Here is a 26,954-nt window from a genome sequence, read left to right as displayed (position 1 = left end):
AGTACTTTTTTTATAGCAGTATTGGCCCGTGATTTCAAATTAACTGTTATAATGAGATTTGTTTGAGACGAATGAGGGAATGGTTTTTAACCGGATGCCTATCAAGAACGGCAGCCTGGTTAACGCTATTTTGTTGAGATATGATAAAATACAGGAGTTATCCAGAAACAGTTTTGCCCGGCCGTCTAAAAGGCCGTACAGGAGGAACAGTATGTCAGATTCCCGTCTTTTAAGAGGTACATTGATTTTAACTGCCGCAACGTTTTTATCAAAATTCCTCGGTATGATTTATGTTTTCCCGTTCTATGCGCTTGTCGGCGAGAAGGGCGGTGCTTTATTTTCATACGGTTATAATCCATATACCATTTTCATCAGCCTCGCGACGATGGGGGTTCCGCTCGCTGTTTCAAAGTTCGTTTCCAAATACAACGCGATGGGGGATTACCATACGGGCAGAAGGCTGTTTAAAACAGGGCTCGTTCTTATGTCGGCGACAGGGCTTGCCGCTTTCTTGCTGTTATTTACGCTGGCTCCGTTTATCGCCCCATATGTCATCGAAGAAAACAGTAAGGGGAATTCGGTTGCCGATGTGACAATGGTCATTCGGATGGTAAGTGTCGCATTGCTTGTCGTTCCGGTGATGAGTCTGATCAGGGGCTTTTTTCAGGGCCATCAATCGATGGGTCCGACGGCGGTTTCACAGGTTGTGGAGCAAATTATCCGCATCGCCTTCATTCTCGGTGCCAGTTTTTTGATTTTGAGGGTGTGGGAAGGCGAGATGGCTGATGCTGTCGGCTGGTCGACTTTTGCTGCGTTTATTGGAGCCATCGCGGGCTTGCTCGTTTTGATCATCTACTGGGCCAAAAGGAAAAAACATCTTGATAAACTGCTTGAAGACAGCACCGCCAATCATAATATGCCTTTAAAGGATATGTACAAAGAACTGCTGTCTTATGCTGGTCCGTTTGTGTTTGTCGGCCTTGCAATCCCGCTTTTCCAGATAGTTGATCAGTTCACGTTCAACCGCACGATGGACAGCCCGGATTCCGAGGCGCTGCTCGGGATCTTCAATTTTTACAGCAACAAACTGGTGCTGATTCCCGTCTCGCTGGCAACTGCATTCGGGCTCACTTTGATTCCGACGGTAACGTCGTCATTTACAGAAAATAATATACGGAAACTGCACCGGCAGATCAGCCAGGCGCTGCAAATCGGAATTTATTTGATTATGCCGGCAGGTGTCGGCTTGTCTGTGCTCGCTTTTCCGGCGTATGGTTTTTTCTTTGATATCAGTGAGGCAGGCGGAGAGATATTACAATTTTATGCACCGCTTGCACTCTTCTTCGGCCTGTTTACAATAACAGCAGCAATTTTGCAGGGAATCAATGCCCAGCGTTTTGCGGTTCGCGGACTTGCTATAGGCTGGGTGCTGAAAGTGGTGCTGAACGTCCCGCTCATTATGGCATTTGAAACATTCGGTTCCATAACTGCAACTTATATCGGTTTTGGTGCAGCTGTCATCTATAACTTATGGAAAATAAGGATACATGCAAACTATAATCTTGCTTTTCTGGGCAAAAGGGTGCTGCTTATGGCGCTGTTTGCGGCAATCATGGGCGGAGCTGTCCTGGCGGCCCAGTGGCTCATGTCACCGTTTGTTTTCTACAAAGACGGCAGGATGGAATCATTTTTGATCTTGATTGTCGGCATCGGTATCGGCGGCATTGTGTATTTGCTTCTGGGCATTTACTCTAATCTTGCTTATACTGTTCTCGGAGAGCGAGTGCGTTTTCTCAGAAAGAGAAGAAAGAGGGCCTTATAATATGTAGTTCCGTTTTGTGGAAATATTGTATTCTTAGGGGGAAATGAAGTGGATTGGTATTGGGTTCTGGCAGCATTTACTCTTGCATCGGGAGCATTTTATACCGCTTATGAAGCGGAACAAAGGTCGAAAAAGTTAGAAAAAAGAGTTAAAGAATTAGAAGATAAAATCTCATGATTATTTTGCCCGAAGGATACAAGAACACTATATCAAAAGGAAAAAGCTTGGGATGTTTCCCAAGCTTTTTGTGCGCATTTTGTAAAGTTAATTTCCTTGTTATTCACGGTGCTAAATCTTCGGCTGTTATTTTAGATTTTCTCCACGTAATCGGAACTACTTAGCCTTATAAACGGCCTTCTTTTTTACAGTTGCTGTCTGATCAGCTTATGCCAAGGCGGCGCTCAATTCTGGACACTCTGCGTTCAAGGCGGTCAATTTGCCGTTCCTGCCGGTCAAGGCGGCGTTCGATACGTTGAAGCTGCCGTTCGATATTTCCATATCCTGGTGTACCTGGATAGCCCGGTGTACCAGGGAAACCTGGTGAAGGATAGCCTGGAAATCCGGGGACCCCAGGGAAGAATGATTGGTCCTGCTGCCTGTTGTAATCGTACATCTTACCCGCTCCTTACTGTTTTATTTTCCTGTACACTATATGTATCTGGGGCAAAAGCGGAAGGGCGGATGCCCATATTTCATGAAGTTTAGCTAGAGGGAGCGTCTTTCTAGCCTGTCGCTATACCATGAGAGCTGGCGGCCGATTCCGAGGCCCTGCAGCGGCACTTCAAAGGAAAACCCTGCCTTTTGCAATGCCGGCTCAAGATAATCCCGGTATACCTTGCCGCCGTGCAGGAACACGCTGCATTCTCCGGCTGGTTCATGCCTGCTCAGCTGTTTTACTATCCGGTCAGCCCATTCCAGTTTTTGTCCAGATGATAAAGACCGAATCGAAACATCATACGGCTGCATGATGGTATCCGGAAATAGAAGACCATCTTTTGCATTATAAAAATAAAGGGTATCATAGTATTGAGCTGCATATGCAATCGATTTTTGAAACAGCGTGCTTGTGTAAAAAGAATGGACAGGTGCCGGCCTGTTCTGTTTTTTCCGGGCGGTAGCCAATAATCCGACACGTTTCATAACAACAACTCCTTGCTGGTTGTCTTGTGACTCAGGTAGTTCAAAAGGCAACAGATGATTCAATTGTATACGGATATGGAATGAAGGCGAAAATGGAGTTCCGGTTGGGTGTCTGGCTGATTTTAATGGTGATGGATGAATTAGCGGAACATACCAGTTTAAATCCTCCCGAACCTTAGAACTTTTTAATAGCAGGAACAAATCAATGGATATCTGAAGAAACCATTAAGAGGGTGCGTTAATATAGATGCCTTTTGTCAATCTGCCTGGCGGAATAGATATAGGCACTATTTTATAAGGATATGGAAGGAGGCGCAAGTCAAATGCGTATTGATAAATTGCTGGCAAACATGGGGTACGGAAGCCGTAAAGAAGTGAAAAAAGTATTGAAGAGCGGGGCAGTGAAAATAGACGGTGAATCAGTGAACGATCCGAAGACACAGGTCAATCCCGAAAAAGATGAGGTAACCGTCAACGGTGAACTTGTGGAGTACAGGGAGTTTATTTATTTGATGATGAATAAGCCCCCCGGCGTCATTTCAGCGACCGAGGATGACAGCATGGAGACAGTTGTCGATATTCTCGAAATGGAAGACATCATTTTCGAACCCTTTCCGGTTGGACGTCTGGACAGGGATACCGAAGGTCTGCTGCTGCTGACAAATGACGGCCAGCTCGCCCACCGGCTGCTCTCCCCGAAAAAGCATGTGCCGAAGACGTATTATGCCGTGATATCAGGCGTTGTGGATGACGATGATGTTAAGGCGTTTAAAGAAGGAGTCACACTTGATGACGGATATAAAACAAAGCCTGCCGATTTATCAATTTTATCGGCTGATGAAGAGCTTGGCCGTTCAGAAATCGAAGTCACGATTACTGAAGGGAAGTTTCATCAGGTGAAAAGGATGTTTGTCTCAGTCGGCAAAACGGTTACGTATTTGCAGCGTATCAGCATGGGCAGCCTTAAACTGGATGAAACGCTTGAACTCGGTGAATACAGGGAATTGACCGATGAGGAACTTGAACAGCTGCAAAGCCCGCAACATGCAGATACTGTTTGATTAAGGGGACTCAAGGGTACTTATCATACAAAGATAACGATACCTAAAAGGAGTGACCCTTTCATGGAAAAAGGAAAAGATATGCTGAAAAAGCCTTTGCTGACAAAAGACGGCGGCGAAAAACTGGGAATGCTCAAAGATTTTTATTTGAATACCGACCAGGAGCCTTTTGTTTCTTATCTTGCTTATGAGCACACAGTGGAGATGCCACGTGAAGATGTAACCCCTAATCAGTCTTATGATACAGCAGTGGATATGACTGCTGCCCAGGGGATGAACACATTTAATATCGCCCCATCTCAGGCAATGGAGGAAAAAACGCAGAGCATGGTGAAACAGTATATCATCAAAGGAGATTTCCTGCTTGAAAATAATCATGATGAACTGGTTGTCGACCACAGCGGTTTTGAACTTGATGGATCCCGTGTTGAACCGGGATTGTCTTATCATGAATTGATCACATATGATGCAGTTACCCGCGGCGGAGAGACTGTGGGCCGTGTGCATGATGTGCTGTTTGACGGAACAGAAGTGGCGGGGCTTGAAATTAAGACTGCCGACAAACTGCTCCGGCATGATTACAAATATGTGCCTGCCGCGAGCGGGATGGTGGTTGAAAATAACCGGATCCAGCTTGACTTTACACAGGAGGACAAGATGGCGGACGATCCCGCGGAACTTTAACCAGCTAGAAAAGCGCTCCTGTATTTGCCTTTGCCAGGCAAAAGCAGGAGCGCTTTTTGATTGCATATGTAAGGGACCGCCGTCACGACGGTTTTTTTACTTTCACTTTTTTTTCTGTGGTGGTCCATCTTCCTCTTCCCGGGCTCTTTACAAGGTTGTTGTATTGAAGAACATTCAGGTCACGCTGTATCGTTCGCGGAGTTGTTCCGAATTCTTCTACAAGTTCCTTCGTGGATACCGTTCCATGTGAGTTGATATACATATACACGGCTTTAATCCTGTTCAGCATACGAGAAGTTGTCGGCTTCAAATAACCACTCCTTAAAAGTTTGATCACCTTTTCCGTAAAGCGCAGAATGTATTTTCAACACCATTTTACTATATCTATTTGTGAAAATGCCAAAGATTTTAATTTTTTCACACATTTTTAACAACATATTTACTGTTCTTATTGTCTGTTTACTTACTGAAACCTTTTCATCCTGCAGGCGTAAGTAAGAATGAGGTGAATGAAATGGAGCCATTAGTTACAGTAGATATACACCGTGCAGGCTATGAAAAGGGGATCACTTCGATACAAGATGTGCAGTTTTCCATCCGTCCCGGTGACCTCATCGGTTTGATCGGTCCAAATGGGGCAGGAAAAAGTACTGCGATGAAAGCCATGCTCGGTGTCATGCCTTTCAGCAAAGGGAATATCACTTTCCAGAAAGGGTGCAGCTACGTTTACATACCAGAACGGCCTGTTTTTTATCATGAACTTACAATGGAAGAGCATTTGCGGTTTGCTGCAGCCAGCTTTAATATCGATGAACAAGAAGCGGAGAAAAGGGCCCGCTTGCTTCTGAAAGAATTCAATATGGAGGATGCGCTGAAAAAGCTGCCGCGAACCTTTTCAAAAGGGATGCAGCAGAAGATGCTTCTGATTCTTGCTTTTTTGGTAAAGCCCTCTTTATTCATCATTGATGAGCCGTTTATCGGGCTTGACCCTAATGCGATGAAAACATTCCTCCAAAAAATAACGGACGCAAGAGCTCAGGGTGCTGGAATATTGATGTCAACTCATGTTCTTGATACAGCTGAAAGAACGTGTGACCGCTTTTTGCTAATGTCCGGAGGCACCTTAATAGGCGGCGGCACGTTTAAAGAGATCAAGGCGCAGTGCAATCTTTCGGAAGGCACGCTGTTTGATTGTTTCCATTCCGTCATGGGAGCGGGAAGGTGATGGATGGATCGTTGTTTTGGCAGCGTCTGGGAAAGGAATGGAAGCACTTTTCCGGCCTGATGGACATGATCGTGGACCGGGTTGTTGCAGTATATATCATCATCCCCGCACTTATCGTATTTACAGCGAATTATTATTTGTGGTGGAAAACCTCTCCAGAATGGATCATGCCGGTTCCGATCGATTTTGTTTGGCTGATTCTTTATTGGGTGGTTTGGCAGGGGGGATCTAGAACGTTCCTTGTTGAAGCTGACACCCTGTTTCTCCTGCAGCGCAATGATGTTATTTCCGGCCTGAAACTCCGGGGTGCCATCTATTCTTATATAAGAAACTTTGCGGCCCTATTATTTGCAGCAGGCTTTATCTCCCCGTTGATTCTTGTCCATTATGGGCTCACACTTCAAGAGTTGATGCTTGTGATTGGGTTCCTTTACGCTGTCCAGCCGCTTATTTTACAAGTTAAAGAAACGCGGGTTATCCCGGCACAGGGTTGGAATAAGGTCCTCCTATCCCCGGCTGTATTCGGTTTGCTGTTCATCGCGGTGCGATTCGGGATCAGTTTTACCGGCACTGCCCCGGCTTTCTCAGTTGCTGTATCTGCAGTTTTGTTCGCCGCTGGAATCTTTGCCGCGGGCAAACGGATACGAGAAAAAAATACGTTTTACCGGGACATCATGTATGAACAGCTGCAAACATCAGTGCTGATAAAGTTGGTGTATCAGCTGGCAGGAGCGTTTTCTGATGGAATGTTCCAGGCGGAAAAACCTGTTCCGGCCAGGGAGCGGCCGCTTGTCTGCAGGTCATCGGGTAAATTATACAAAAGAAGAACTGCTTCTAACCGGTTATCGGAAAGCTTTATTAAGGTATTTTTGCGAAGCAGGGAGTTTATGCCGGTTTATTTACAGTTTATCGGCTTGACATCAGCTGTTCTCGTGTTGATTAAGCCGTTTGCCATTAAAATGATTGTATGGACGGCATCCTTTTTCTTTTTAAAGACAGGGATACACGATATTGTTCGGAAAATAGCTGCTGACCCTTTTACCATGATGTTTTCATCCAAAGGCTATGTTAAAGCCGCTGCTGCGTTAACTGAAAAAGCGATTGGGCGCCCGGTGCTGCTCATTACATTTAGTGCAGCCTGGTTTACAATCATCGGGAGTTGGGCAATGTTTGCTATGGCCATATCGCTGGCAGTCCATTTTTTATTACTAAGAAAAATGTAAAGGATAACATTGTGCACTTTTTATGCTAGAATAATCACATGGCCTTTTGGGCTTTTTTGTAATTTTCCATGATATGGAGATCGTGGGAGGGAGGTGCCGGTATGCTTGTGATAACTAAATTCATCATTAAAATGGTCCGATTAAACAACTGGGTCCTTTTCTGGTCAACTGCCACCCTGCTGTTTTTCAGCTCTTTTTTTATAGCATACCTGGAACCGCAGACGTTTCCTACTCCTTTTGAAGGTCTATGGTGGGTAATGACAACGGTGACGACTGTAGGGTATGGTGATTATTCGCCTGTTACAATTGCCGGCAAGATGTATGCGATGTTTTTATACATATTCGGTATTGGACTAATCGGCGTTGTGATCGGGAAAATAATCGATTGGTTCGGAGTGTTCCGGAAATTGAGGGAGGAAGGAAAGTTGGCGTATACAGGAACAGGACATATTGTCATTATCGGATGGTCCCGGAAAGCTGAATTCGCTGTGGAAGAAATTTTGGATTCTTCGGATAAGGCCGAAATCGTCATAATCGATGAACTGCCGACTGCTCCATATTTAAATGAGCGTGTCCATTATGTACAGGGACAGGCTGCCGATAAAAAAATTATCGAAATGGCGAATGTCAGCCAGTCACAGGCGGTCATCGTCTTTGCGGATGATACGATCCAAAACACACAGCTTGCAGATGGGAAAACGTTATTGATCGCGTCATCTATTGAACATTATGCGACAAATGTACATACGACAGTAGAGATTTTGAATGAAGAGCATATCCATAATTTCCAGCACAGCCAGGTGGATGAATTCGTTGTGACGCACGAAACGATTTCACGGCTTGCTGTCCGCTCAGCTTTTACAAAAGGAATTGCGTCGCTCTATTCACAGCTGATGAGCCGTAACCATGGCGACGATTTATATCCGATTGAAAAGAAACGGCACTGGCACACGTACAGGGATGCGTTTGACAGCCTGTTGAACGAAGGGGCGACGCTCATTGCCGACCGCAGCAGCCTTGACATTAACAGAAAACTGGATGAAGAGATTCCGGACGATGCCATGCTGTATATTATATGCGATAAAGAAACCTACAAGAAAATTGCCGGCGGGCAATAAAGGAGCTGTTACAATGTCCCACATTAACTGGCAGGAAGAAGCCGAAAAGAGAAAAGACGAGATAATTGAAACGGCACAGCGCTATTTGCGGATCAAAAGTGTTCTGGATGAGAACGGCAGTCAGCCTGGCGCTCCGTTCGGCAGCGGTATTGCTGAAGCACTCGGTTTCATGCTGGAGATGGGTGAAAAAGACGGTTTCCAAACGAAAAATCTTGATGGATATGCAGGACATATTGAATATGGTCAGGGAGAACTGCTAATAGGTATTCTCTGCCATGTAGATGTCGTGCCTGAAGGGGACGGATGGACAAGCGGTCCTTACAGCGCTGAAATCCGTGACGGTAAAATCTTCGCCAGAGGTGCAATGGATGACAAGGGACCGACGATTGCTGCGTACTTTGGTTTGAAAATGGTGAAGGAACTTGGGCTCCCTCTTTCCAAAAGGGCAAGGATCATTCTCGGCACGGATGAGGAAAGTGATTGGCGTGGAGTTGAACATTATTTTGAGCAAGAGGAAATGCCGGACATGGGGTTTGCACCTGATGCCGATTTTCCGATCATTTACGCAGAAAAAGGCATAGCTGATTTTGAACTTGTGCAAAATGCCAGCCTTGATACAGAAAACGCAGCCTTCATCCTTGAACAGTTCCATTCCGGTCACCGGTTGAATATGGTTCCGGACTTTGCCGAAGCTGTAATCTATACAGAAATGAAAGTGCAAGTGCTTCAAAAGCAATTGGACCAATACCTCAAGGAATACAAAGTGGAGGGGACCTATGAAGATTTGGGCGGCCAGCAGATGAAGATTCGGCTTGAAGGGGTTTCCGCCCATGGCATGGAGCCTGATAACGGTACAAATGCCGGTCTGCTCCTCGCAAACTTTCTTTCGAATCTGGACCTCGATGAGAAAAGTGCCCAGTACATCGAATTCATCAACCAGTATTTGTACGATGATTCCCGCGGGAACCGCTTCGGTGTTGCGGCAGCAAACGATGAGCTTGGAGACCTGACCATCAATGCCGGTCTGTTTCGGTACAGTAAAGCGGAGGGCGGGACACTGGGCCTTAACCTTCGATATCCAGCCGGTGTTGAAATCAAAGAGACAAAGAAACAAATCGAAGGAGAGGCGGCCAAATTTTCCTTCCGTATGAAAGGGTTTGATGACACACCGCCTCATCATGTCGACAAATCGCATCCCTTGATCGGGACATTGAGCAGAGTGTATGAAGAACAGACCGGTGATGAGGCTGAATTGGTTGCCATTGGCGGCGGGACATATGCCCGATCTTTACAGGCTGGAGTTGCATTCGGGCCGCTGTTCCCCGGCCGGCCCGATGTTGCCCACCAGAAAGATGAGCATATTTTCATTGACGACTTGATAAAAGCTGCTGCTATTTATGGGCAGGCGATATATGAATTGGCCCGCTGAACCGGCAACCGCTTCCTCCACTGAGGGAGCGGTCTTATTTTGCGGAGAATAACTCTGGGGCATACTGGACCCTGTTTCAGTAAGATGTGCACACAGTAAAAAAGGGGAGTTTCGTTTGGAGCATGCAGCAATTGATTCAAGATATCATCAATATATGACATTCAAGTGGTTTTATTTTACAATTTTCTTTGGGTTTGGCGGATTGTTTCCCCTGCTTGCTGTGTATTTGCGGGAAAACGGTCTCACAGGAGGGCAAATCGGAATAATTATGTCAATCAGCCCGGTTGTAATGATTTTGATTCAGCCGATGTGGGGCATGATTGCGGATTATACCCAAAAACCTCGCTATGTTCTCGCATTTACGATTTTGGCGACAGCACTGGCAGCTGTTTTTTATTCGTTTGCAGAAGAATATTGGCTGTTCATCGCCGCAGCTGCCCTGCTAGCCTTTTTCCAGAGCTCAATCGTGCCGATATCGGACAGCATCACATTGAACTATGTTCAAAAAGAAGGGTATGATTACGGCGCAATCCGGCTTTGGGGAGCAGTCGGATTCGCCGTTTCGGTGCTTGTGGTCGGCCGGCTTTCTGAATCGGCAGGCCTATGGGTTATTTTTTATATTTTTGCCCTAGTCCTTGCTGTATCCGCTATTTTCTCCTGGAAAATGCCTGAAGAAGGCAGATTGGAGCAGGTGAATCTCGGGGCAGGTCTGTCAACATTGCTGAAGCTTCCCCGATTCGTTTTGTTTTTGATAACGACTTTTCTTGTGTTTGGCCCTATTTTTGCAAACAATTTTTATTTTGGTATATTCGTCCAGGATTCAGGGGGGACGCTGACAGGGGTCGGTCTGGCTTTTTTATTGGCGGCAGGCAGTGAAGCGCCTTTCATGAAGTTCGCATCCGCATTTATAAGGCGGCTTGGCATGATCAGAGTGTTGTTTCTTGCTGCATTGGTATCAGGTTTACGATGGCTGTTTTATTTCTATGAACCGTCACTGGCGCTTATATACGCTACGACGGTTGCCCAGGGGTTTTCAATCGGGCTGTTTATCCCGGCTGCCCTCCAATATGTACGGGATATCTCACCGAAGGATGTAAGGGCAACGGCTGTTTCCCTGTATTCGGCAATGGGGAATGGCGCTGGTAGCTGGTTTTCCACATTCATCGGCGGTATCATTTTGGAACGGGCCGGTATTTTCAGCCTCTATATGTTTTTTTCAGTTCAAACCGCCGCCGGCGTCCTCCTATTGTTTGTGATCCTTCAAATTGACAGGAAAAAGCGGAGGCAAATGTAAAAAAGCTGATCCTGTTCGATCGGTAGAGATTCGTACAGGATCAGCCTTGATAATCAAGAATCTTTACCGAACAAATCACTTGAAAGATACCGTTCGCCCGTATCACACCCGATGCAAACGACAATCTGCTCAGAGGATAGCCTGGAGGCGACTTTCAAGGCGGCATTGCATGCTGCGCCGGAAGACGGCCCGACAAGGATGCCTTCTTCAGAAGCAAGCCTTTTCGTTGTATCGTATGCTTCATCATCGGTTATTTGGAATATTTCATCATAAACTTCCTGGTTCAGCGTATCGGGAATAAAACCGGGGCTGGTGCCCACGAGCTTGTGTTTTCCAGGCTTGCCTCCGGAAAGGACAGGGGACCCTTTAGGTTCAACAACATGAACGGTGAGTCCTTCATAGTGATCCTTCAGCACTTCCCCAGTTCCGGTTACCGTGCCGCCTGTACCGGATGCAGCGACGAAGGCAGAAAGGGGTTTTCCGATTTCTTTCATCGCCTCGATGATTTCGAGTGCGGTTGTTTTCCGATGGGCTCCCGGATTCGCTTCGTTTTCAAATTGCATCGGCATAAAGCTGCCGGGAATCTGATGCATCAGTTCTTTAGCTTTTTTGATGGCTCCCGGCATCTTTTCCTCACCAGGGGACAGGATGACTTCAGCCCCGTATGCTTTCAATAAATTTATCCGTTCCTGTGTCATCGTATCCGGCATGACAATGATCGCCCTATAGCCGCGTGCGGCCGCATTCATGGCGAGTCCGATGCCGGTATTGCCGCTTGTAGGTTCGATGATGGTGGAGCCGGGTTTCAAAAGGCCGTCTTTTTCAGCTTCAACAATCATGTTGAGTGCAGCCCGGTCTTTCACACTGCGGCTCGGGTTATACGATTCGAGTTTTATATATACATGTGCTCCGGAAGGATCCGGCAGTTTGTTGAGTTTAACGATTGGCGTTTCTCCGATTAATTCGGCAACATTATTTACGACACGCATCATTTTCTCTCCTTTGCATTTTATATGAATTTTAATGTGCGCAGATTTTATGCTTGTTTATACATTTAGTCTATCACAAAATCCGTATTTCTTATAAACAAAGTAGGAATTGCAGTTCCGGTATTCTTTTTTGTTTTCCACTATGAGTTTGTTACTATTTATATACGAAAACCGACAGGAGGTTAAAAGGAATGGCAGATGCACATTACTTTATTGCAGTCCCGGTTACAGAGCCGGCCCGAAGTGTAATCAAGGATTGGGCCGCTATGCTGCAAAAAAGATATTCTTTTAAAAAATGGGTCCACCCCCAGGATTACCATATTACCCTGGCATTTCTAGGATCGGCAGAATTCAGCCGCATGGAACGGCTTAAAAATGCACTCGCTCCCGTTTTGGACGGCCAGGAACCATTCAGGCTGCAAATTAACGAGATGGGAACATTCGGCCGGAAGGATTCTCCGCGCATCCTCTGGGCAGGAACCGAAAAATCCGAACAGTTGGAACGTCTGCGTGATTCAGTATATGATGTTTGCCGTGAACACGGTTTTATTCTTGATGAGCGTCCATTCAACCCGCATATCACGATTGCCAGGAAGTGGGTCGGGGATGAGAGTTTTTCACATGTATCCGATCAAGCCCCTGCTCCTAAAGAAGGAAAAATCATCGAGGATGTTGAACATGCAGTCCTTTACCAGACCCATATGCGCCGAACACCTATGTATCAGCCATTAAAAATATTCCAGCTCGGTGGAGAGCAATGAAAAAGGCGGTGCTCGCCGGCCTTCAAGTTGCCTTCCTGTATGGCATTTATCAATTGGGGAATGGAATAGCAGAATTATTCGGACTGTTTATCCCCGGCAGCATCATTGGGATGCTGCTGTTATTTGGCTTGCTGATTTCCGGTGTGGTCAAGACGGGTTGGTTTGACAGGGGGGCTTCGTTTTTGCTGTCACGATTGCCGTTTCTTTTTATCCCGGTTACCGTTGGGGTCATGAATTACTTGGATTTGTTTACGGGTGAAGGGCTGCTCGCAGTCGCTGCCGTCCTTGTCAGTACTGCGCTCGTGATGACAGGCGGCGGATGGATCAGCCAGGAGACAGCGCGGCGGAAGGAAAGGATGGAAAGGGGATGACGGTTCTTCTGGCTGCAGCTGCCATATTCATGACGGCAGGCGTTTACTGGTTCAGCAAGATATTATATTTAAAATGGTACACTCCTTTTACTGTTCCGATCGTGACATCAACAATCATGATTGTAACCATCCTGCTTTCAGCAGGTGTTTCCTATGATGCCTATATGATAGGGGCGCAATGGATTGATGAACTGCTCGGCCCGGCTGTGGTTGCGCTCGCTTATCCCTTATACCGCCAGTTTTTCGTATTGAAAAAATATTTTCTCTCGATCATGGCGGGGGTTTTTACGGGTACGGCAATTGGAATTTTGTCAGGGATTATATTTGCCGTCTGGCTGGAAGCAGAACCGGAGATCCTGGCGTCGCTCGTTCCGAAGTCGGTAACAACCCCAATCGCCATGGATATCTCCACCGTATTGGGAGGGGTTCCAGCCATCACAGCTGTGTTCGTTATGGTTGCCGGCGTCGGGGGAGCGATGTTTGGCCCAGGGCTTTTAAGAGTATGCAGAATTGATCATTTCATCGGGAAAGGAATCGGTCTGGGCAGCGCAGCTCACGGAATGGGGACATCAAGGGCGCTTGAAATCGGCGAAAAAGAAGCGGCCATCAGTTCAATCGCGATGACACTTAGCGCGATAATTGCTTCCGTGCTTGCACCTGTTCTGACAGCAATGTTCGTCTAAATTCCATTTGGAGGTTAAAAATGGCACAGTTGATCAAACTTCAGGACTATATATCAAGATATGAAAAGGATATATACCGTTATCCAGGCCAATTCATCAGCCATAAACAGAAACGCTGGCAGTCGTTTAAAGCGGCGTGGGAGGAAGGGCTGCCGCTGCCTGAGGCCGGTGCTGAAAGGCATGACTTTTTCGAGCAGTGGGAGACTGCGGACGAACCGGACAGAAAGGGGCCCCTGTCAACAATAAAAACGCTGCTGAAACGCAGTGCTGTTACGATGGAAGAGAGCAGCAAGATCCCGCACTCCGCCGGTTCTGTAAGCGAAGAGGAGTTAAAAGAGCGTTTCCGTGATGAAATGCTCGGCTATAAGATGCGATGGGGTACATCAACACTGAGGGAAAAATCCTCAGTTGATAGAAACTGGAACAAAAACGTTGAACTCATTCACTTATTACAGGGCTTTCCTGACAGTTACCTGCTGATGCACAAGCCGGTTTTCCGTTTTCAGCAGGCGACTGTTGAACTGGATACCATTCTCGTAACGCCTGTGGATGTCATCGTAATGACGCATTTGCAGGGAAGCGGGCAAACAGTATTCAAAGCGGCGAAGGGAAAGTTTTGGCAGGAACAAACCGGTAAGGATATAAAGAAGCGACTGAACCCGATGATATCACTCGATCGTTCCGCCAGGATTATATCGCGTATCCTGTCATCCGCTTCGATTGCACTTCCCGTGCAGAAAGTGCTGTACAGCCGCAGAGACAGAATCGATTTTCCATATCCGCCTGCCGGACTCAAAGTGCTGGACAAATCAGGATATCCGGAGTGGCGGGTCATGCGGGTGAGGCAGCCGGTTCCGCTTAAACATATGCAGCTCAAGGCAGCCCGTGAACTGCTGCTTCACTGCGAAACCGTAGCTTACCGGCGGCCTGAATGGGAGATTGATGAATGAAGCTCTTTCTGCAACTCTCCTGCACCTTTGCAAAAGCAAGTGGATAACTGCATATGTCATATCTCCGGTTCTTAAGGTAAAATGAAGATATTCAGATTATATTGCATATCAAACACGGGGACAGGTACACATAGATGAAAATTTATTTCTTTATCATTAATCCGGCAGCTGGAAATGGAAAAGCTCTAAAAAAATGGAATAAAGTCAAGGTGGAACTTCAACAAAAAAACGTTAGATTCCGTTCCTTTTTTACGGAAAGGCCCGGACATGCCGAGCAGATTGCGCGCCAGATTGCGGAAATTCATGCCGACCATCTGGAAGCGATTGTTGCCGTAGGCGGTGACGGGACAATCCATGAAATCATGAACGGACTCACGTTTCATGAGCATATAAAGATCGGATATATACCTGCCGGGTCGGGCAACGATTTTGCAAGGGGCTTTTCAATACCGTCAGCGCCGCTTGATGCCTTGAATACCATCATTGGAAGAGGCGGCAAAACAGGGCAGTATGATGTCGGCGGAGTGTTGTTCAGTACGGGGAAAGGACGTCATAAGCGTTTTGTCAACAGTGTTGGCGCCGGTTTTGATGCCGAAGTATCAAAGACGGCTGACGAAGCTGCCTATAAACCGTTTTTGAACAAACTCGGATTGGGCCGGTTTGCTTACATGATCGCCCTTTTAAAAACGATGGCAGCATACAAGCCTGCAGATGTGACGGTGACAATTGATGGAAAAACGGCTATGTTTGAAAAGGTATGGTTCATCACGATTTCCAACAGCCCTTTTTACGGCGGCGGGATGAAAATATCCCCGGCTGCCGACCCTGCTGACGGGATACTGGATGTTTGTGTCGTATATAACTTGCCCGCATGGAAACTTCTTCTTTTGTTCGGAAGTGTGTTTTTCGGCTGGCATAAACATTTGAAGGAAGTCGAATTGTTTACCGGCCGGAATATAAGTGTTACTAGCGAATCGCCATTCCCGGTCCATACAGATGGGGAACAGGCGGGAATGACTCCGATTCAGGTAAGTGTACAGCCTTCGAGAAGGAGTATTTATTCGAAAAAGCGGACTAAATCGGGCAGAAGCATAGAAGCAGCCGCAAGAGGAGGGAAAAACGGGTGAAACTTTCAGATCTGATTGTCTCAGCTTTATTTGCACTTTTATGGGTCCTTTTATTTTATAAAGAAGATAGCTGGCGGGCATCACTAAGTCAATACGCTGCCGATTGGGTATGGATAACAGCGCCAATCGCTGTCTTTACCTTATTGGTTTTGCTGGCTCGTTTTTTCAAAAACCGCTTTCTGTGATATGGTAGTCAATGAAAATTGTAATAACATACAAAAGTGGTTTAGAAAAATGGTGAAAACGGCAAAACATTGTGCAAATGTATAATTATCCGGAGGGACAGAAGCCCGATATAGTTATTTTTCGGTTAACGTGAGTTCTCCTGGTCTTTGAAATATGGCGAAATACGTGAAGAAATGAAAAATATTGTGTGAACATGCGGGAAATTGCTGTATACTTTTACTATATGGATGCACCGATAAAAATGACAGTTTAGGAAGAATATGTTATGACGAAATTGAAGGTGAAATGGTTGGAGCAGATTTTAGGAAAAGAGTGGCAGATCACCCCTGCCGGCGGGCAGACAGGTGAAGCATACATTGCCAGGAAGAACGGTGAAAAGTTGTTCCTGAAACGCAACTCATCACCTTTCCTAGCTGTTTTATCAGCCGAAGGGATTGTTCCGAAATTAATATGGACGAAACGCATGGAAAACGGCGATGTGTTCACGGCCCAGCACTGGCTGAACGGGCGTGAGCTTAAACCCACCGATATGAACAGTGTTTCGGTCGCGCGTTTGCTGAGCAAAATTCATCAGTCAGACGCCCTGCTTTCCATGCTGAAACGTATTGGCAAGGAACCGCTTCTGCCGGAACATATTCTGTCTGAAATCGGTGAAAGAATGAGCGGAGAATGCCGGGGGAACGATGTCATCCGGCATGCAATGCGTTTTTTGGAAAAAGAGATGGCGGCAGTCCAGTCGCAGGATATGGTCGTTTGCCACTGTGACGTGAATCACAACAACTGGCTGCTCAGTGAGCGTGAAGAACTTTTCCTGATTGATTGGGATGGGGCAATGATCGCCGATCCGGCACTTGATCTCGGCATGCTTTTATCCTGGTATATCCCCAGGGAAGAATGGCAAGGCTGGCTTGAGGAATACGGGATTGACCTGACCGGCAGCCTGCTTGAACGAATGAAATGGTATGTTGTATCACAGACCATCCTGTGGGTGATCTGGCATAGCGAGCGGAACCAGCCTTCGGAATCAAGGAACTGGCTCAACTATCTGTCTAATGTCCTAAATCATGACACATTGCGATAAAAAGAGAACATTTCCCCGGAAATGTTCTCTTTTTTTACTTTTTTGTTATTGAATGTAAGAGGCATCCAATTCATGGATCCATTTGCCCAGTGATTCATCATGTGTGGTGATGTGTTCATCAATATTCCGCCCATTGACACCGTTCTGGGTGTATTGGTAGATGTCATACATCGTTTGTTTTTCTTGTTCATTCAGGCTTCCTTTTGCCACGAGTGATTGAATAAGACGCTGTATTTGCTGATATTCTGAAACCTGCCCGCAGCAGTCTGTTTTATGGTTATATAAAATTTCGCGAATCATCCCGATTTGATCCTGCGAGGTAATCGTCACAATTGACACTTCCTTTTTTGCTTTTATATTACCGTCGCTTTTGTGGGATTATACATTCTTAGTGTGACCAATGTTTGGGATGGCGGCAGCTGATGGTTAACGCGGCCGAAAAAAGCCGGCCTTTTTTTCAGGCCGGCTTGCATATTATTTGCCTTTGGCACCCCACAATAATAACGCTGCTATTGCAAGAAAAACCACCAGAATGGGTGCCCAGGTAATCAGAAATTCATTCAAAGGCAATCCCTCCTTTAGGGCCGGGCCGATACCGGTGCAAATGTAACCAGCTGAAGGCTTTGTTCCTTCATTTTATCAAGATTATCTCCTTTCTGCGACTTATGAATACGATAAACGGGAATGGAAGCTGTCCACTCCGCCTGAAAAGGGAAAGGATCAATTGTAATCGTATGCTGATTCGTCCATTCAAGAGACAATCTTTGCTCTCCGCCATCCGCTGTATACGCCATTAGGCCGTCTTGATACCATGGGTGCACCTCTGTTTTTGGTGTGCCAGGCCCATTCAGGCAAACATACAGAGAAAGGTTATCGAGCATCCGCAGGATTTTCAGGTCATCAGTTTGCTCTGACGATGAAATGGAAGCTGTTTCGGCAAGCTCAGTGCGCCTAATTCGCTCGTTTTGCAAAAAAGTTTTAACCTCTTCCCCGTCCTCTTCGCTGTAAAAGGAACTATAATGCTTGGAAACAAGTACAGCACTGTAAGGGTCCAGTTTTTCAGTATGATCAAGGCCTTTAGCATACATATCAAGGCGCCTTTTCAATGGCAAGTCGACAAAATCGTATGGTTTGTTGTCATCGCTGTTCCAGCTGATGTTTTCATCTTCATCAATCCAGCTGATATCATGGATGGCTGCAGCAAAAGTCATCCGGAAAGGTAGCGGGCCGAATACTCCATTTCCCCAATTGGCACCCATTTCACCCGATAATAGTCCGTGATCATGCTGTTTGTACAAAATAAAATGGTCTGCAGTTTCCCTTAATATCATGCTTATCCATCCTTTTCGTTTTATTTTTTGGACTTCAACTGTCTTCTATTGACATGCCGTGAAATCCTCTGCAGTTCGTCGGATAATCCGTTATTATGCCTAATTCACGCAAACCACCAGTTCATTCACGCCAGAACTTCTGCATTTCACGCCACAAGGCCGGTTTCGCACGATATACAGTGATATTCACGCCATAAACCGGTGTTTGCACACTGAAAAACAGTTCCGTTTTGCGTAATTTCGTGTTATGTTGTAAAACGGATAAAACCTGTTGTGAAATTGAAAGAAAGAAGTGGTACTATGCGGCAAAGACATAAGCCATGGGCAAAAGATAAAATCAAAAAGAACAGTGCGGTCATACCGACCCATCCAGAAAGCCTCCGCAGCAGCTGGGCGGCGGAATTCGGAAACGGGAACCCGATTCATCTGGAAATCGGGACCGGTAAAGGCCGGTTTGTTGCTGGGATGGCTGAAGCGAACCCCGCCGTTAACTTTATCGGAATTGAGAAGGCTCCATCTGTCATTATAAATGCACTTGATAAGGTGCTTGACCAAAGCCTTGAAAACATTCGGCTTCTGAATGAAGATGCTAATGATCTGACAGCGTTTTTCGGAGATAGTGAAGTATCCCGGATTTATCTCAATTTTTCTGATCCGTGGCCGAAAAACCGCCATGAAAAACGAAGGCTTACCTATGAAACCTTTCTGGCCCAATACGAAAAGGTACTCTGTGAACAAGGCGAGGTCCATTTGAAAACTGATAACCAGGGACTTTTTGAATATTCGCTGGAAAGCTTTTCAAAATACGGCATGGTGATAAAAAATGTTAGCTTGAATCTGCATGACAGCGGGTTTGAAGGAAATATCATGACTGAATATGAACAAAAGTTTTCATCAAAGGGGATGCGGATATACAGATGTGAGGCCGCATTCCGTTGATACTTCCGGAGCTGTCCCGATTGGGGCAGCTTTTGCTGTCTTCAAGCTTTATTACGGCAAAACCCTGGTGAACGAAAAACAGTCTCCTCCTACGCCTATCTTATTCTGAATACTTTTAATTTAACAAATAAATGACTTTTGCTAAACTAAGAAGTAGTTTTAATAACACGGGGGGATTTGATGGAAACATTTAAAAAAGGGGATGTGACGTTAACCTGGCTGAACGGCGGAATGACACACCTGGACGGCGGTGCAATGTTTGGCGTTGTGCCTAAGGCACTGTGGAGCAAAAAATATCCGTCCAACCAAAAGAACCAGGTTCCGCTCAGGACAGACCCGATCTTTTTTCAGACAGGCGGAAAAAATGTATTGATCGAGTCAGGGATCGGCAATGGAAAGTTCTCTGACAAAATGAAACGGAATTACGGCGTGACGGAGGAAAGCTCCGTGGATGAAGATTTACAGCGTCTGGGGTTTACTGCTGACGATATCGACCTTGTCTTAATGACCCATTTGCACTTCGACCATGCAAGCGGCCTAACAAAGTGGAAAGACGGCAGGCTTGTGCCAGCCTTCCCTAATGCTGAAATTTTTGTCTCCGAAACGGAATGGAATGAAATGCAGAATCCCAATATTCGTTCCAGTAATACATATTGGGAGGAAAATTGGAAGCCGCTGGAACACCAGGTCCGCACCTTTGCGGATAAAGCGGAACCGGTGCCGGGCGTGGTCATGCATCACACCGGCGGGCATAGTGACGGTCACAGTATCGTTATATTGGAAACGGGTGAAGAGCCGATTATCCATATGGCGGATTTAATGCCTACCCAGGCCCATCAAAATGTTTTGTGGGTGCTAGCGTTTGATGATTACCCGATGGACTCGATTGACCAGAAGAGAAAATGGATGAAAGAAGCATACAGCCGCAATGCATGGTTCACCTTTTACCATGATAACGAGTACAGAGTGATAAAATGGTCCGGGGACGGCAAAGAGGTTATCGAGGCGGTCAAGAGGGAAGAAAGGAAATAACCGTTATTGAAACTTTTCTATGTATCTACTATTATTATAGTAGCATGAACTGATCATTTATCATGGATTCTAGGAGGGTAATAGGATGAAAAAGTGGTTTGCAGCACTGTTCGCAGCTGTTATGCTGACAGGAACTGTCATGGGAATGCAGGCATTTGCGGCAGAAGGCACTAATACGGGTAAATACAATGCAGAAATGATGTCTGCGGTAAATGAGCAATTGAAAGAGGAGCACAGCGACTTTAAGAATGGTTCTCTAGAAATCCGAAATACTGAACTATTTGAAGTGTCCTCAAAGGAAAGCGATATAAAGCAGGTTGTCGCCGGAACGGCTACTTATAAAACGGTCCGCGATAACTTTTTTGCCTTTTCACACAGAGACACCGTCTTTTATGATCCGCAAAATGATAAAGCGTTGACCCTGCAGGATGTGGCGGTTTTTCCGGAAGTGGCAGACTATCAAGAAGCCCAGAAGGATCAAAACGGAAAATTCATGCATTTCGGAGTTATCCTGACGCTGCTCGCTACCATTTTGCTTGTTCCAGCGTTCTTCATGTTCTACTGGGAAAATCGCCAGTATTCCACAACTGAGTGGACGACTGCCAACAATGTTTACGGCAGCAGGCAAGTATATCATTAAAAAGAAAAGCCCGTTTCGCGTTATGGGTTTTGTGTAGAGGTATAAATATTAATGAATATCAAAAAAAGGGGTACCAAATCGTACAGATTTGGTACCCCTTTTTTACTGTAAGGAAATTATAAAATTTTTGCTTTGTGGATGAAAAGCGAGAAGGGAGTCATCCAGCTTCCGGCGCCAGCGGCTATCGTCATGAGCGGTGATCCCCTATGGAAGAAAAGATCACCTTCATGCGGGTACCCCCGCTTATGCATACGCCGATAAGCGGGCGCCTTGCGCTTTTGTTCCTGCAAAAGAGGATAAATTGTCAGCAAAAAATATTTCTGCGGAGTGGACAATTTAAAGAATATAGACAGTGCAGATCTGCCTCTGCCTTCGCCTAAAAGCCCGCCAATCTGCAGTTTTCTTAAATGGTCTCAAATTCACCTCTAAATCCCAAGAAAGAGAGGTTTACGAAAATATTAATATGAGATGATATTCAACAAACGGGCAGGATTGTGGAATAAGGGAAGACTTTGTTCCCATACGTTGCACTTTAAACGGGGAGTTGATTTCCGCTGCAGGGGCTCGCTTTCCGCGGGGCGGGCGGTGAGCTTCCTCGTCGCTCCGCTCCTGCGGGATCTCACCTGTCCCGCTGCTCCCGCAGGAGTCGAGCCCCTTCCGCTTCAATCAACTGGCGCGTGAAAAGATATCCCGCTTCAAGTTTATTTAGCCTGTTTGTTTGGATAAAAACAAGCATTCATGCGCCCATTGTTATTTTAAGGAAGATAACTCTCTGTTACCTATAAGATCCGATTGAATAATTCGAACGATAATGGTTCAATCCATGTTATTCTTGCCTTTATCGATATGGTTTAGGGTCCTTATGAAAGATTGATGTTTGCAAAAAGCTTATGACTGGAGCGAAGATCATAACATCACAGTTGTTCAGTGTTTGTTGCAAAACATGATGTTACAACTGAGTGGATTGGAGCCGAAGGCATTCGACTCCTCGAAATTAAAACCAATTTTCTTCGTGCGGTGTCAATTCGAAGAAGCTTTTTCAATGTCCTGCGGATGAAGCGACCAGAGGGAAGCAGGAACGGATGTCTCATTTGTGCCCGTGGTGAAAGCGAATGCCTGCAGCGGAAAGGAACGGATAAGTTCCAGAATAAACGCTATCATATTCAAGAGGTTATTTCATTAAAAAGGGTGCTTTAATGGAATAAGGCAAAAAAAAAAACAAACGGTCAGTTTAAAACTCTGACCGTTTGTTTTTGCGCAGAATTTAATTGTTATTTCCAATGCGACCGGATCAACAACTTCATTTGGTTTAAGAGCATTTTTCTTTTATAAAAGAACCCGTTACACTACGCAGGTTTTCAGGTATCAGTAAAGATCGTCACCCGGATTTTTCGACTTCCAGAATCGATCCGGTTTTTGCATCGATCATAAACTCATATTGCTCTGTGCTTCCTTCAGAAGAACGGGAAACGCCTCCCCGATAGACGGTATAGGGTAAACCGAATTTTTCAGTTTCCTCCGGTACCATATGTATCCACGATCCGTCAATGGGCCCTTTCTCTTTAAACAGATCTTTTACATCCTTCAGTGCTCTTTCGGCGGAAATATATTGGTCGTCACGGGCCTGCATGAGTAATACAGCCGCAGCAGCACCGATGCCTGCACCAATCAAAAAGTTTTTCACATTCATGATCGTTTTCCCTGCCTTCCTAATAGAGTCTTAATTCAACTATTGTTCCAAGTTAATCCAGAAGAATCACCGGTGGTGGTAAAAACGTGTTAATTGTATTATACAAAAGAATGGCAAAATTCTCTATTAAACCGGCTGGCTGGAAGTGGAAACATGCTTTCAGTTTCGATACAATAAAGAAGATACATATTCAGATTCACCGAAAGAGGAAAAGGTTATGCTGAAAGGAGCAAAAATATGAATGAAACGACGTTAAACATGTTCAAAACATTGACAGAGATTCCGGGTGCCCCCGGGTTTGAACATGAAGTTCGAAAGTATGTGAAAGCAGAGCTTGAAAAGGTGTCAGACGAAATCATACAGGATAATCTCGGCGGTGTGTTCGGCGTGAAAAAGAGCGGGGAAAACGGCCCGCGCATTTTGGTTGCCGGCCACATGGATGAAGTCGGTTTCATGGTGACAGGAATCACCGACAATGGCATGATCCGCTTCCAGACGCTTGGCGGCTGGTGGAGCCAGGTTCTCCTTGCCCAGCGGGTTCAGGTCATAACAGACAACGGGCCTGTCACAGGTGTCATCGGCTCTATCCCTCCACATTTGCTTGATGAGGAGAAACGGAAAAAACCGATGGAAATAAAAAATATGTTAATCGATATCGGGGCGGATGACCGTGAGGACGCCCGCAAAATAGGGATTAAACCAGGCCAGCAGATCACCCCGATTTGCCCGTTCACCCCGATGGCAAACAATAAAAAGATTTTGGCTAAAGCATGGGATAACCGGTATGGTGTCGGGCTTGCAATTGAGTTGCTGAAAGAATTGAAAGGTGAAAGCCTGCCGAATATGCTATTCTCCGGTGCCACTGTCCAGGAAGAAGTTGGCCTTCGCGGGGCGCAGACAGCTGCCAATATGATCAACCCGGATATCTTTTATGCACTTGATGCTTCCCCTGCCAATGATATGACAGGAGACAAGAAGGAGTTTGGGCAGCTTGGCAAGGGCGCCCTGCTTCGAATTTTCGACCGTTCGATGGTTACTCATAAAGGGATGCGTGAGTTCATACTCGATACAGCGGAGAGCAATGATATTCCATATCAGTATTTTATTTCACAGGGCGGCACTGACGCTGGACGAGTCCATCTTTCAAATAACGGTGTGCCGTCAGCAGTTGTGGGAATCTGCTCGCGTTACATCCATACTGCTGCTTCCATGATCCATGTCGATGATTATGCTGCGGCAAAGGAGCTGCTGCTTAAACTGGTTAGAGCGTCTGATCAATCTACAGTCGATTCCATTCGCCAGAACGGATGATAGAAATACCAGAAAGAAGAAGCCGGAAACGGCTTCTTTTTTACCATACAGGAAAGCATAAATTGTCAGCAAGGGAGTATTTCGACGCAGCGGCCAATTTTAAGAATATGGATAAGGGCAACTACGCCTCTGCCTTCGCCTAAAGGCTCGCCAATCGGCATGTTTTCTTTACAGGTGGCGTGTTTGCCCAATTCAGAAAACAGGCAAACTGTTCAGAAGGAGTGTAAAAATGAAGATTGCAATCGGTTCAACCAATCCTGTTAAGGCGGAAGCTGTAAGAGAAGTATTTGGCCATGAAGCAAATAAGTTCATTGAGCTCCATGCAGTTTCCGGTGTCTCGGCTCAGCCTTTTGGAGATGAAGAAACTGCACAGGGGGCAATCAATCGGGCAAAGGCTTGCCTGGAAAAAAGTGACGCAGACCTGGCAATCGGTCTTGAGGGCGGGGTTACGGATACAAAACACGGGATGTTTGTCTGCAACTGGGGAGCCATTTCCGACCGCAGTGGAAAAATACTCATAGCCAGCGGCGCACGGTTTTTGCTGCCCGAAGAAGTGTCAGAGAAGGTGAAAGAGGGTAGAGAACTGGGAGAAGTGATGGACTGGTTTACGAAGAGGAAAAATATACGGAAAAAAGAAGGGGCCATCGGAATATTTACCAACGGACTGGTCACCCGGCAGGAAATGTATCATCATCTGGTGAAATTGTTAGCAGGGCAATATGAGTACCATGCTAAGCCTCTTGCCGGAAAATGAATGGACAGGATGGAGGAAAAACAATGACAAAAATACTCGTAACATCTGATGGTTCTGAAAACTCAGTACGCGCGGCCGAATTTATCGTCAAGCATTACGGAGGTAAGCAGGACAGTGATGCCCCGGCGGTTGTCATCCTAAACGTTCAGCCGCCCCTGCATTCATCACATGCCCGTATGTTTATCAGCAAAGAGGACCTGGGCAACTATTACTATGATGAAGGTATGAAAGACGTTTCAAAACTGGTGCCGATCTTTGAAAAAGCCGGGATAGTGGCTGATTCGACAGTAGAAACAGGTGATCCGGCTGAGAAAATCGTGGAAACCGCAGAAGACATCAATGCGGACATCATCATTATGGGCACGCGCGGTATGGGCAGTGTGAAAAACATGGTGATGGGTTCCACAAGCACGAAGGTCCTTCACCTTTCCAATATTCCGGTCACCCTTGTAAAATAAAGAGAGCCTGATGCAAGGTGTGAGCAATGGCTCGTTCACGGAAAACGAATTGTTTCAGTGACGTTGTTATCAACCTTAGCCCTGTATAAAAGAAGCTTCCGCCTAAGAGGCGGAAGCTTTTCAGTTGAATACGGCAATCAAGTGTATGTGTTTGTTTTGATATCATTTTGCTTCAGTTCGGAAAAATCCGCTTAAAATGGTCTTTGCTTATTCGGGAAAGGCTATAGTTCGCACCGTATTCACATTTTTCAAGCCAATGATTGATGCCTTCATGCAAAACCCGGGCTGTTTCTCGCCATGCGATTGCACGCTTGTTTACGCCTGCGCCGCTAAGCAGGCGATTGCCACTTTTCTGTATTACTCTGTCTCAAATATATACGCCAGTCCCTGAATGGCCTGATCCGGGGTTTCAACAGTTACGGACGCTTTGTTTGAAAGCTCTTTCAAAGGATGATGAAGTGATTCTGAACGGATGAGAATAAGCGGCTTATTCAAAGTGATTGCAGTGCTGGCATCCATGGCCGTGTTCCATTGCTTATATTTTTCACCGAACAAGGCTACAACGACATCCGCCTTTTGCATGAGTACATGGGTTCGCAAATTATTGAAGTCAGATGCTTTGTCATCTTTATAAATGTTGTTGGGCTGCTTCCCGAGAATATCTTCCCCAATGTCATCCGATCTGTCGTGGTTTTCCATCGGGCCGACAAATTGAAGCGGCAGTCCTTTTTCCTTAGCTTTTTCTTTGAATTGCTGTCTCCAGTCGTCATGGATTTGGCCGGCGAGATATACGGTCAGTTCCACTTTAATCCCTCCTCTTTCGATTTAATATACTCCTGTCCATTGTATCAAACTCGGATTGACATTTCCGGACAAAGAATGATTCACAGAAACAGGGGAAATTGTTACAGTTATTTGTCACCCTTGTTTTGATGTGTTTAACGGCGTAACGGGCTCTTGGCATAAAAAATTGCAATAGGGTATGATAAGAATAGGAAAAAAGACTTGCCAAGGAGGGGAGCATATGCCCCGTTTTAACCAGCTTTCATTCTTACTGTTCACTATCCTGCTTGCCGCTGTTATCCTGTCCGGCTGCACCCAATCGGAAGAGGAGGTGCTGGCAGAGACGGAAACCGCTGTTGAGGAAGAGTTCAGCGCCCAACCGGCTGAACCGAATAAAACGACGAAGCTGATGGAATTTTATGTTCCTGAAAATATGAGCATGGAATCTGAAGACGGGAACAATTTTGTTCTGGCAGAAGAAGATCAGCAATATCTTTTATTCTTTAACCAGTTGGAGGATGAAGCAAGCGAAGCACTGTATAAAGATATCGCCAGAGCTGAAGAATCGCTTCTGCTTGAATCGTTCAAAGAGGATGGGCGCTTTGGTTTCATAAAAGTCATATCTGTAGGAGATAATGGATATGAAGTCATCACCGGAATCGGCGGTGCTAAAATAACCGCGGAAACTGAAAGGGATGAGCTCGCTGAAGACAGCAGGAAGATGATGAAAATCATTCGTTCCATCCAGAAAAAAGAGCAGAAGGAGTAGCCGGCTGTTCTGAAAAGACCAAAAAAACGTCCTGGAAAAGGACGTTTTTTTGGTCTTTTTTTAATAGGTCAGAAAGCATAAGTTTTTAGGCATGATCAATGTC

General features: G+C 45.8%; 34 protein-coding genes. 24 read left to right on the top strand and 10 right to left on the bottom strand.

The features are described 5' to 3' along the window. Positions 1–211: 211 nt before the first annotated feature. Together A4U59_RS08960 and A4U59_RS22390 are read left to right on the top strand one after the other, a co-directional pair. Positions 212–1,822: a putative polysaccharide biosynthesis protein gene (locus tag A4U59_RS08960; RefSeq protein ID WP_070120571.1), complete on the top strand. Its 1,611-nt coding sequence runs from the start codon at positions 212–214 to the stop codon at positions 1,820–1,822. A gap of 48 nt (positions 1,823–1,870) precedes the next feature. Next, positions 1,871–1,999, top strand: coding sequence for a hypothetical protein (locus A4U59_RS22390; protein WP_281183493.1), 129 nt, complete (start codon positions 1,871–1,873; stop codon positions 1,997–1,999). Between the two features lie 202 nt (positions 2,000–2,201). On the opposite strand, the gene A4U59_RS08955 is transcribed toward A4U59_RS22390, so the two are convergent. Then, positions 2,202–2,435 carry a hypothetical protein gene (locus A4U59_RS08955; protein ID WP_070120570.1) on the bottom strand — a complete coding sequence of 78 codons (234 nt, stop codon included), beginning with the start codon at positions 2,433–2,435 and terminating at the stop codon, positions 2,202–2,204. A 92-nt stretch (positions 2,436–2,527) separates the two neighbouring features. Continuing rightward, positions 2,528–2,962 (bottom strand): DUF6884 domain-containing protein, encoded by a 435-nt coding sequence (locus tag A4U59_RS08950; RefSeq protein ID WP_070120569.1) that lies wholly within the window; start codon positions 2,960–2,962, stop codon positions 2,528–2,530. 26 nt (positions 2,963–2,988) lie between these two features. Here A4U59_RS08950 and A4U59_RS21330 point away from each other — a divergent pair, with 26 nt between their 5' ends. The 3 genes from A4U59_RS21330 (at position 2,989) to A4U59_RS08940 (ending at position 4,707) form a co-directional block, all read left to right on the top strand. Further along, positions 2,989–3,141 carry a hypothetical protein gene (locus A4U59_RS21330; RefSeq protein WP_157888157.1) on the top strand — a complete coding sequence of 51 codons (153 nt, stop codon included), beginning with the start codon at positions 2,989–2,991 and terminating at the stop codon, positions 3,139–3,141. Between the two features lie 144 nt (positions 3,142–3,285). Beyond that, entirely contained in the window at positions 3,286–4,023 is a 738-nt protein-coding gene (locus A4U59_RS08945) for a pseudouridine synthase (RefSeq protein ID WP_070120568.1), read from the top strand. 63 nt (positions 4,024–4,086) lie between these two features. Then, positions 4,087–4,707 (top strand): PRC-barrel domain-containing protein, encoded by a 621-nt coding sequence (locus A4U59_RS08940; RefSeq protein ID WP_070120567.1) that lies wholly within the window; start codon positions 4,087–4,089, stop codon positions 4,705–4,707. A gap of 82 nt (positions 4,708–4,789) precedes the next feature. Here A4U59_RS08940 and A4U59_RS08935 read toward each other — a convergent pair whose 3' ends face one another. Beyond that, positions 4,790–5,017: a DeoR family transcriptional regulator gene (locus A4U59_RS08935; RefSeq protein ID WP_070120566.1), complete on the bottom strand. Its 228-nt coding sequence runs from the start codon at positions 5,015–5,017 to the stop codon at positions 4,790–4,792. 204 nt (positions 5,018–5,221) lie between these two features. Between A4U59_RS08935 and A4U59_RS08930 the strand changes: the two genes are divergently transcribed. The 5 genes from A4U59_RS08930 (at position 5,222) to A4U59_RS08910 (ending at position 10,996) form a co-directional block, all read left to right on the top strand. Continuing rightward, positions 5,222–5,932 carry an ABC transporter ATP-binding protein gene (locus A4U59_RS08930; protein WP_070120565.1) on the top strand — a complete coding sequence of 237 codons (711 nt, stop codon included), beginning with the start codon at positions 5,222–5,224 and terminating at the stop codon, positions 5,930–5,932. Continuing rightward, positions 5,932–7,155: an ABC transporter permease gene (locus A4U59_RS08925; RefSeq protein WP_070120564.1), complete on the top strand. Its 1,224-nt coding sequence runs from the start codon at positions 5,932–5,934 to the stop codon at positions 7,153–7,155. Before A4U59_RS08930 ends, A4U59_RS08925 begins: the two co-directional genes overlap by 1 nt. A 101-nt stretch (positions 7,156–7,256) precedes the next feature. Then, a complete protein-coding gene (locus A4U59_RS08920) occupies positions 7,257–8,273 on the top strand; it encodes a potassium channel family protein (RefSeq protein WP_070120563.1) in 1,017 nt (338 codons plus the stop codon). Positions 8,274–8,286: 13 nt separating this feature from the next. Further along, positions 8,287–9,702: a dipeptidase PepV gene (pepV, locus tag A4U59_RS08915; protein ID WP_070120562.1), complete on the top strand. Its 1,416-nt coding sequence runs from the start codon at positions 8,287–8,289 to the stop codon at positions 9,700–9,702. A gap of 115 nt (positions 9,703–9,817) precedes the next feature. Next, complete coding sequence (locus tag A4U59_RS08910; protein WP_281183487.1) at positions 9,818–10,996, top strand: MFS transporter; 1,179 nt, start codon at positions 9,818–9,820, stop codon at positions 10,994–10,996. 53 nt (positions 10,997–11,049) lie between these two features. Here A4U59_RS08910 and cysK read toward each other — a convergent pair whose 3' ends face one another. Next, positions 11,050–11,985, bottom strand: a complete 936-nt coding sequence (gene cysK / locus A4U59_RS08905; protein WP_070120561.1) for a cysteine synthase A — start codon at positions 11,983–11,985, stop codon at positions 11,050–11,052. 191 nt (positions 11,986–12,176) lie between these two features. Between cysK and thpR the strand changes: the two genes are divergently transcribed. From thpR to A4U59_RS08870, 7 genes are all read left to right on the top strand, one after another. After that, positions 12,177–12,746 (top strand): RNA 2',3'-cyclic phosphodiesterase, encoded by a 570-nt coding sequence (thpR, locus tag A4U59_RS08900; protein ID WP_070120560.1) that lies wholly within the window; start codon positions 12,177–12,179, stop codon positions 12,744–12,746. After that, positions 12,743–13,117, top strand: a complete 375-nt coding sequence (locus A4U59_RS08895) for a CidA/LrgA family protein (protein ID WP_070120559.1) — start codon at positions 12,743–12,745, stop codon at positions 13,115–13,117. Before thpR ends, A4U59_RS08895 begins: the two co-directional genes overlap by 4 nt. Then, positions 13,066–13,800: an LrgB family protein gene (locus tag A4U59_RS08890; protein WP_245680530.1), complete on the top strand. Its 735-nt coding sequence runs from the start codon at positions 13,066–13,068 to the stop codon at positions 13,798–13,800. Before A4U59_RS08895 ends, A4U59_RS08890 begins: the two co-directional genes overlap by 52 nt. A 20-nt stretch (positions 13,801–13,820) precedes the next feature. Then, the gene (locus A4U59_RS08885) at positions 13,821–14,750 is read left to right on the top strand and encodes an NERD domain-containing protein (protein ID WP_070120557.1); all 930 of its coding nucleotides are present in this window, start codon (positions 13,821–13,823) and stop codon (positions 14,748–14,750) included. Positions 14,751–14,884: 134 nt separating this feature from the next. Then, entirely contained in the window at positions 14,885–15,877 is a 993-nt protein-coding gene (locus A4U59_RS08880; protein WP_070120556.1) for a diacylglycerol/lipid kinase family protein, read from the top strand. Beyond that, positions 15,874–16,062: a hypothetical protein gene (locus A4U59_RS08875; protein ID WP_070120555.1), complete on the top strand. Its 189-nt coding sequence runs from the start codon at positions 15,874–15,876 to the stop codon at positions 16,060–16,062. The genes A4U59_RS08880 and A4U59_RS08875 overlap by 4 nt, the downstream gene beginning before the upstream one ends. Before the next feature lie 266 nt (positions 16,063–16,328). After that, a complete protein-coding gene (locus tag A4U59_RS08870) occupies positions 16,329–17,144 on the top strand; it encodes a phosphotransferase family protein (RefSeq protein ID WP_245680529.1) in 816 nt (271 codons plus the stop codon). Between the two features lie 45 nt (positions 17,145–17,189). Here the strand turns inward: A4U59_RS08870 and A4U59_RS08865 are convergent, their stop codons facing one another. The 3 genes from A4U59_RS08865 to A4U59_RS08860 form a co-directional block, all read right to left on the bottom strand. Continuing rightward, positions 17,190–17,474, bottom strand: a complete 285-nt coding sequence (locus A4U59_RS08865; protein WP_070120554.1) for a YtzH-like family protein — start codon at positions 17,472–17,474, stop codon at positions 17,190–17,192. A 144-nt stretch (positions 17,475–17,618) separates the two neighbouring features. Then, a complete protein-coding gene (gene cydS / locus A4U59_RS22590; RefSeq protein ID WP_425388890.1) occupies positions 17,619–17,708 on the bottom strand; it encodes a cytochrome bd oxidase small subunit CydS family protein in 90 nt (29 codons plus the stop codon). Between the two features lie 14 nt (positions 17,709–17,722). Next, positions 17,723–18,475, bottom strand: coding sequence for a DUF3891 family protein (locus A4U59_RS08860; protein ID WP_070120553.1), 753 nt, complete (start codon positions 18,473–18,475; stop codon positions 17,723–17,725). A gap of 300 nt (positions 18,476–18,775) precedes the next feature. Between A4U59_RS08860 and trmB the strand changes: the two genes are divergently transcribed. The 3 genes from trmB (at position 18,776) to A4U59_RS08845 (ending at position 21,086) form a co-directional block, all read left to right on the top strand. Further along, the gene (gene trmB, locus A4U59_RS08855; RefSeq protein WP_070120552.1) at positions 18,776–19,414 is read left to right on the top strand and encodes a tRNA (guanosine(46)-N7)-methyltransferase TrmB; all 639 of its coding nucleotides are present in this window, start codon (positions 18,776–18,778) and stop codon (positions 19,412–19,414) included. Positions 19,415–19,594: 180 nt separating this feature from the next. Beyond that, positions 19,595–20,446: a YtnP family quorum-quenching lactonase gene (locus A4U59_RS08850; RefSeq protein ID WP_070120551.1), complete on the top strand. Its 852-nt coding sequence runs from the start codon at positions 19,595–19,597 to the stop codon at positions 20,444–20,446. 85 nt (positions 20,447–20,531) lie between these two features. Next, complete coding sequence (locus A4U59_RS08845; protein ID WP_070120550.1) at positions 20,532–21,086, top strand: hypothetical protein; 555 nt, start codon at positions 20,532–20,534, stop codon at positions 21,084–21,086. Positions 21,087–22,106: 1,020 nt separating this feature from the next. On the opposite strand, the gene A4U59_RS21730 is transcribed toward A4U59_RS08845, so the two are convergent. Beyond that, complete coding sequence (locus A4U59_RS21730; RefSeq protein ID WP_169823941.1) at positions 22,107–22,247, bottom strand: hypothetical protein; 141 nt, start codon at positions 22,245–22,247, stop codon at positions 22,107–22,109. A gap of 217 nt (positions 22,248–22,464) precedes the next feature. Then, complete coding sequence (locus tag A4U59_RS08840) at positions 22,465–22,776, bottom strand: PepSY domain-containing protein (RefSeq protein ID WP_070120549.1); 312 nt, start codon at positions 22,774–22,776, stop codon at positions 22,465–22,467. A gap of 237 nt (positions 22,777–23,013) precedes the next feature. On the opposite strand from A4U59_RS08840, the gene A4U59_RS08835 reads away from it, so the two are divergent. From A4U59_RS08835 to A4U59_RS08825, 3 genes are all read left to right on the top strand, one after another. Continuing rightward, positions 23,014–24,087, top strand: a complete 1,074-nt coding sequence (locus A4U59_RS08835) for a M42 family metallopeptidase (RefSeq protein ID WP_070120548.1) — start codon at positions 23,014–23,016, stop codon at positions 24,085–24,087. Positions 24,088–24,316: 229 nt separating this feature from the next. Next, positions 24,317–24,841, top strand: a complete 525-nt coding sequence (locus A4U59_RS08830; RefSeq protein ID WP_070120547.1) for a DUF84 family protein — start codon at positions 24,317–24,319, stop codon at positions 24,839–24,841. Positions 24,842–24,864: 23 nt separating this feature from the next. Further along, positions 24,865–25,299, top strand: coding sequence for a universal stress protein (locus A4U59_RS08825; protein WP_070120546.1), 435 nt, complete (start codon positions 24,865–24,867; stop codon positions 25,297–25,299). 357 nt (positions 25,300–25,656) lie between these two features. Here the strand turns inward: A4U59_RS08825 and A4U59_RS08820 are convergent, their stop codons facing one another. After that, positions 25,657–26,103 carry a YtoQ family protein gene (locus A4U59_RS08820; protein WP_070120545.1) on the bottom strand — a complete coding sequence of 149 codons (447 nt, stop codon included), beginning with the start codon at positions 26,101–26,103 and terminating at the stop codon, positions 25,657–25,659. Positions 26,104–26,323: 220 nt separating this feature from the next. Between A4U59_RS08820 and A4U59_RS08815 the strand changes: the two genes are divergently transcribed. Continuing rightward, complete coding sequence (locus A4U59_RS08815; RefSeq protein ID WP_070120544.1) at positions 26,324–26,851, top strand: hypothetical protein; 528 nt, start codon at positions 26,324–26,326, stop codon at positions 26,849–26,851. Positions 26,852–26,954: the final 103 nt, after the last annotated feature.

The sequence above is a fragment of the Bacillus marinisedimentorum genome, from assembly GCF_001644195.2.
GTDB classification, from domain to species: domain Bacteria; phylum Bacillota; class Bacilli; order Bacillales; family Bacillaceae_O; genus Bacillus_BL; species Bacillus_BL marinisedimentorum.
Note: the sequence above shows the minus strand (reverse complement) of the source record. Positions and strands in the feature narration are given on the sequence as shown.

Coding starts and splice junctions, on each gene's coding strand:
- A4U59_RS08960 (WP_070120571.1), top strand. CDS start 212: ATGTCAGATTCCCGTCTTTTAAGAGGTACATTGATTTTAACTGCCGCA.
- A4U59_RS08955 (WP_070120570.1), bottom strand. CDS start 2,435: ATGTACGATTACAACAGGCAGCAGGACCAATCATTCTTCCCTGGGGTC.
- A4U59_RS08950 (WP_070120569.1), bottom strand. CDS start 2,962: ATGAAACGTGTCGGATTATTGGCTACCGCCCGGAAAAAACAGAACAGG.
- A4U59_RS08945 (WP_070120568.1), top strand. CDS start 3,286: ATGCGTATTGATAAATTGCTGGCAAACATGGGGTACGGAAGCCGTAAA.
- A4U59_RS08940 (WP_070120567.1), top strand. CDS start 4,087: ATGGAAAAAGGAAAAGATATGCTGAAAAAGCCTTTGCTGACAAAAGAC.
- A4U59_RS08930 (WP_070120565.1), top strand. CDS start 5,222: ATGGAGCCATTAGTTACAGTAGATATACACCGTGCAGGCTATGAAAAG.
- A4U59_RS08925 (WP_070120564.1), top strand. CDS start 5,932: ATGGATGGATCGTTGTTTTGGCAGCGTCTGGGAAAGGAATGGAAGCAC.
- A4U59_RS08920 (WP_070120563.1), top strand. CDS start 7,257: ATGCTTGTGATAACTAAATTCATCATTAAAATGGTCCGATTAAACAAC.
- pepV (WP_070120562.1), top strand. CDS start 8,287: ATGTCCCACATTAACTGGCAGGAAGAAGCCGAAAAGAGAAAAGACGAG.
- cysK (WP_070120561.1), bottom strand. CDS start 11,985: ATGCGTGTCGTAAATAATGTTGCCGAATTAATCGGAGAAACGCCAATC.
- thpR (WP_070120560.1), top strand. CDS start 12,177: ATGGCAGATGCACATTACTTTATTGCAGTCCCGGTTACAGAGCCGGCC.
- A4U59_RS08895 (WP_070120559.1), top strand. CDS start 12,743: ATGAAAAAGGCGGTGCTCGCCGGCCTTCAAGTTGCCTTCCTGTATGGC.
- A4U59_RS08890 (WP_245680530.1), top strand. CDS start 13,066: ATGGATCAGCCAGGAGACAGCGCGGCGGAAGGAAAGGATGGAAAGGGG.
- A4U59_RS08885 (WP_070120557.1), top strand. CDS start 13,821: ATGGCACAGTTGATCAAACTTCAGGACTATATATCAAGATATGAAAAG.
- A4U59_RS08880 (WP_070120556.1), top strand. CDS start 14,885: ATGAAAATTTATTTCTTTATCATTAATCCGGCAGCTGGAAATGGAAAA.
- A4U59_RS08870 (WP_245680529.1), top strand. CDS start 16,329: ATGACGAAATTGAAGGTGAAATGGTTGGAGCAGATTTTAGGAAAAGAG.
- A4U59_RS08860 (WP_070120553.1), bottom strand. CDS start 18,475: ATGATATTAAGGGAAACTGCAGACCATTTTATTTTGTACAAACAGCAT.
- trmB (WP_070120552.1), top strand. CDS start 18,776: ATGCGGCAAAGACATAAGCCATGGGCAAAAGATAAAATCAAAAAGAAC.
- A4U59_RS08850 (WP_070120551.1), top strand. CDS start 19,595: ATGGAAACATTTAAAAAAGGGGATGTGACGTTAACCTGGCTGAACGGC.
- A4U59_RS08845 (WP_070120550.1), top strand. CDS start 20,532: ATGAAAAAGTGGTTTGCAGCACTGTTCGCAGCTGTTATGCTGACAGGA.
- A4U59_RS21730 (WP_169823941.1), bottom strand. CDS start 22,247: ATGATAGCGTTTATTCTGGAACTTATCCGTTCCTTTCCGCTGCAGGCA.
- A4U59_RS08840 (WP_070120549.1), bottom strand. CDS start 22,776: ATGAATGTGAAAAACTTTTTGATTGGTGCAGGCATCGGTGCTGCTGCG.
- A4U59_RS08835 (WP_070120548.1), top strand. CDS start 23,014: ATGAATGAAACGACGTTAAACATGTTCAAAACATTGACAGAGATTCCG.
- A4U59_RS08830 (WP_070120547.1), top strand. CDS start 24,317: ATGAAGATTGCAATCGGTTCAACCAATCCTGTTAAGGCGGAAGCTGTA.
- A4U59_RS08825 (WP_070120546.1), top strand. CDS start 24,865: ATGACAAAAATACTCGTAACATCTGATGGTTCTGAAAACTCAGTACGC.
- A4U59_RS08815 (WP_070120544.1), top strand. CDS start 26,324: ATGCCCCGTTTTAACCAGCTTTCATTCTTACTGTTCACTATCCTGCTT.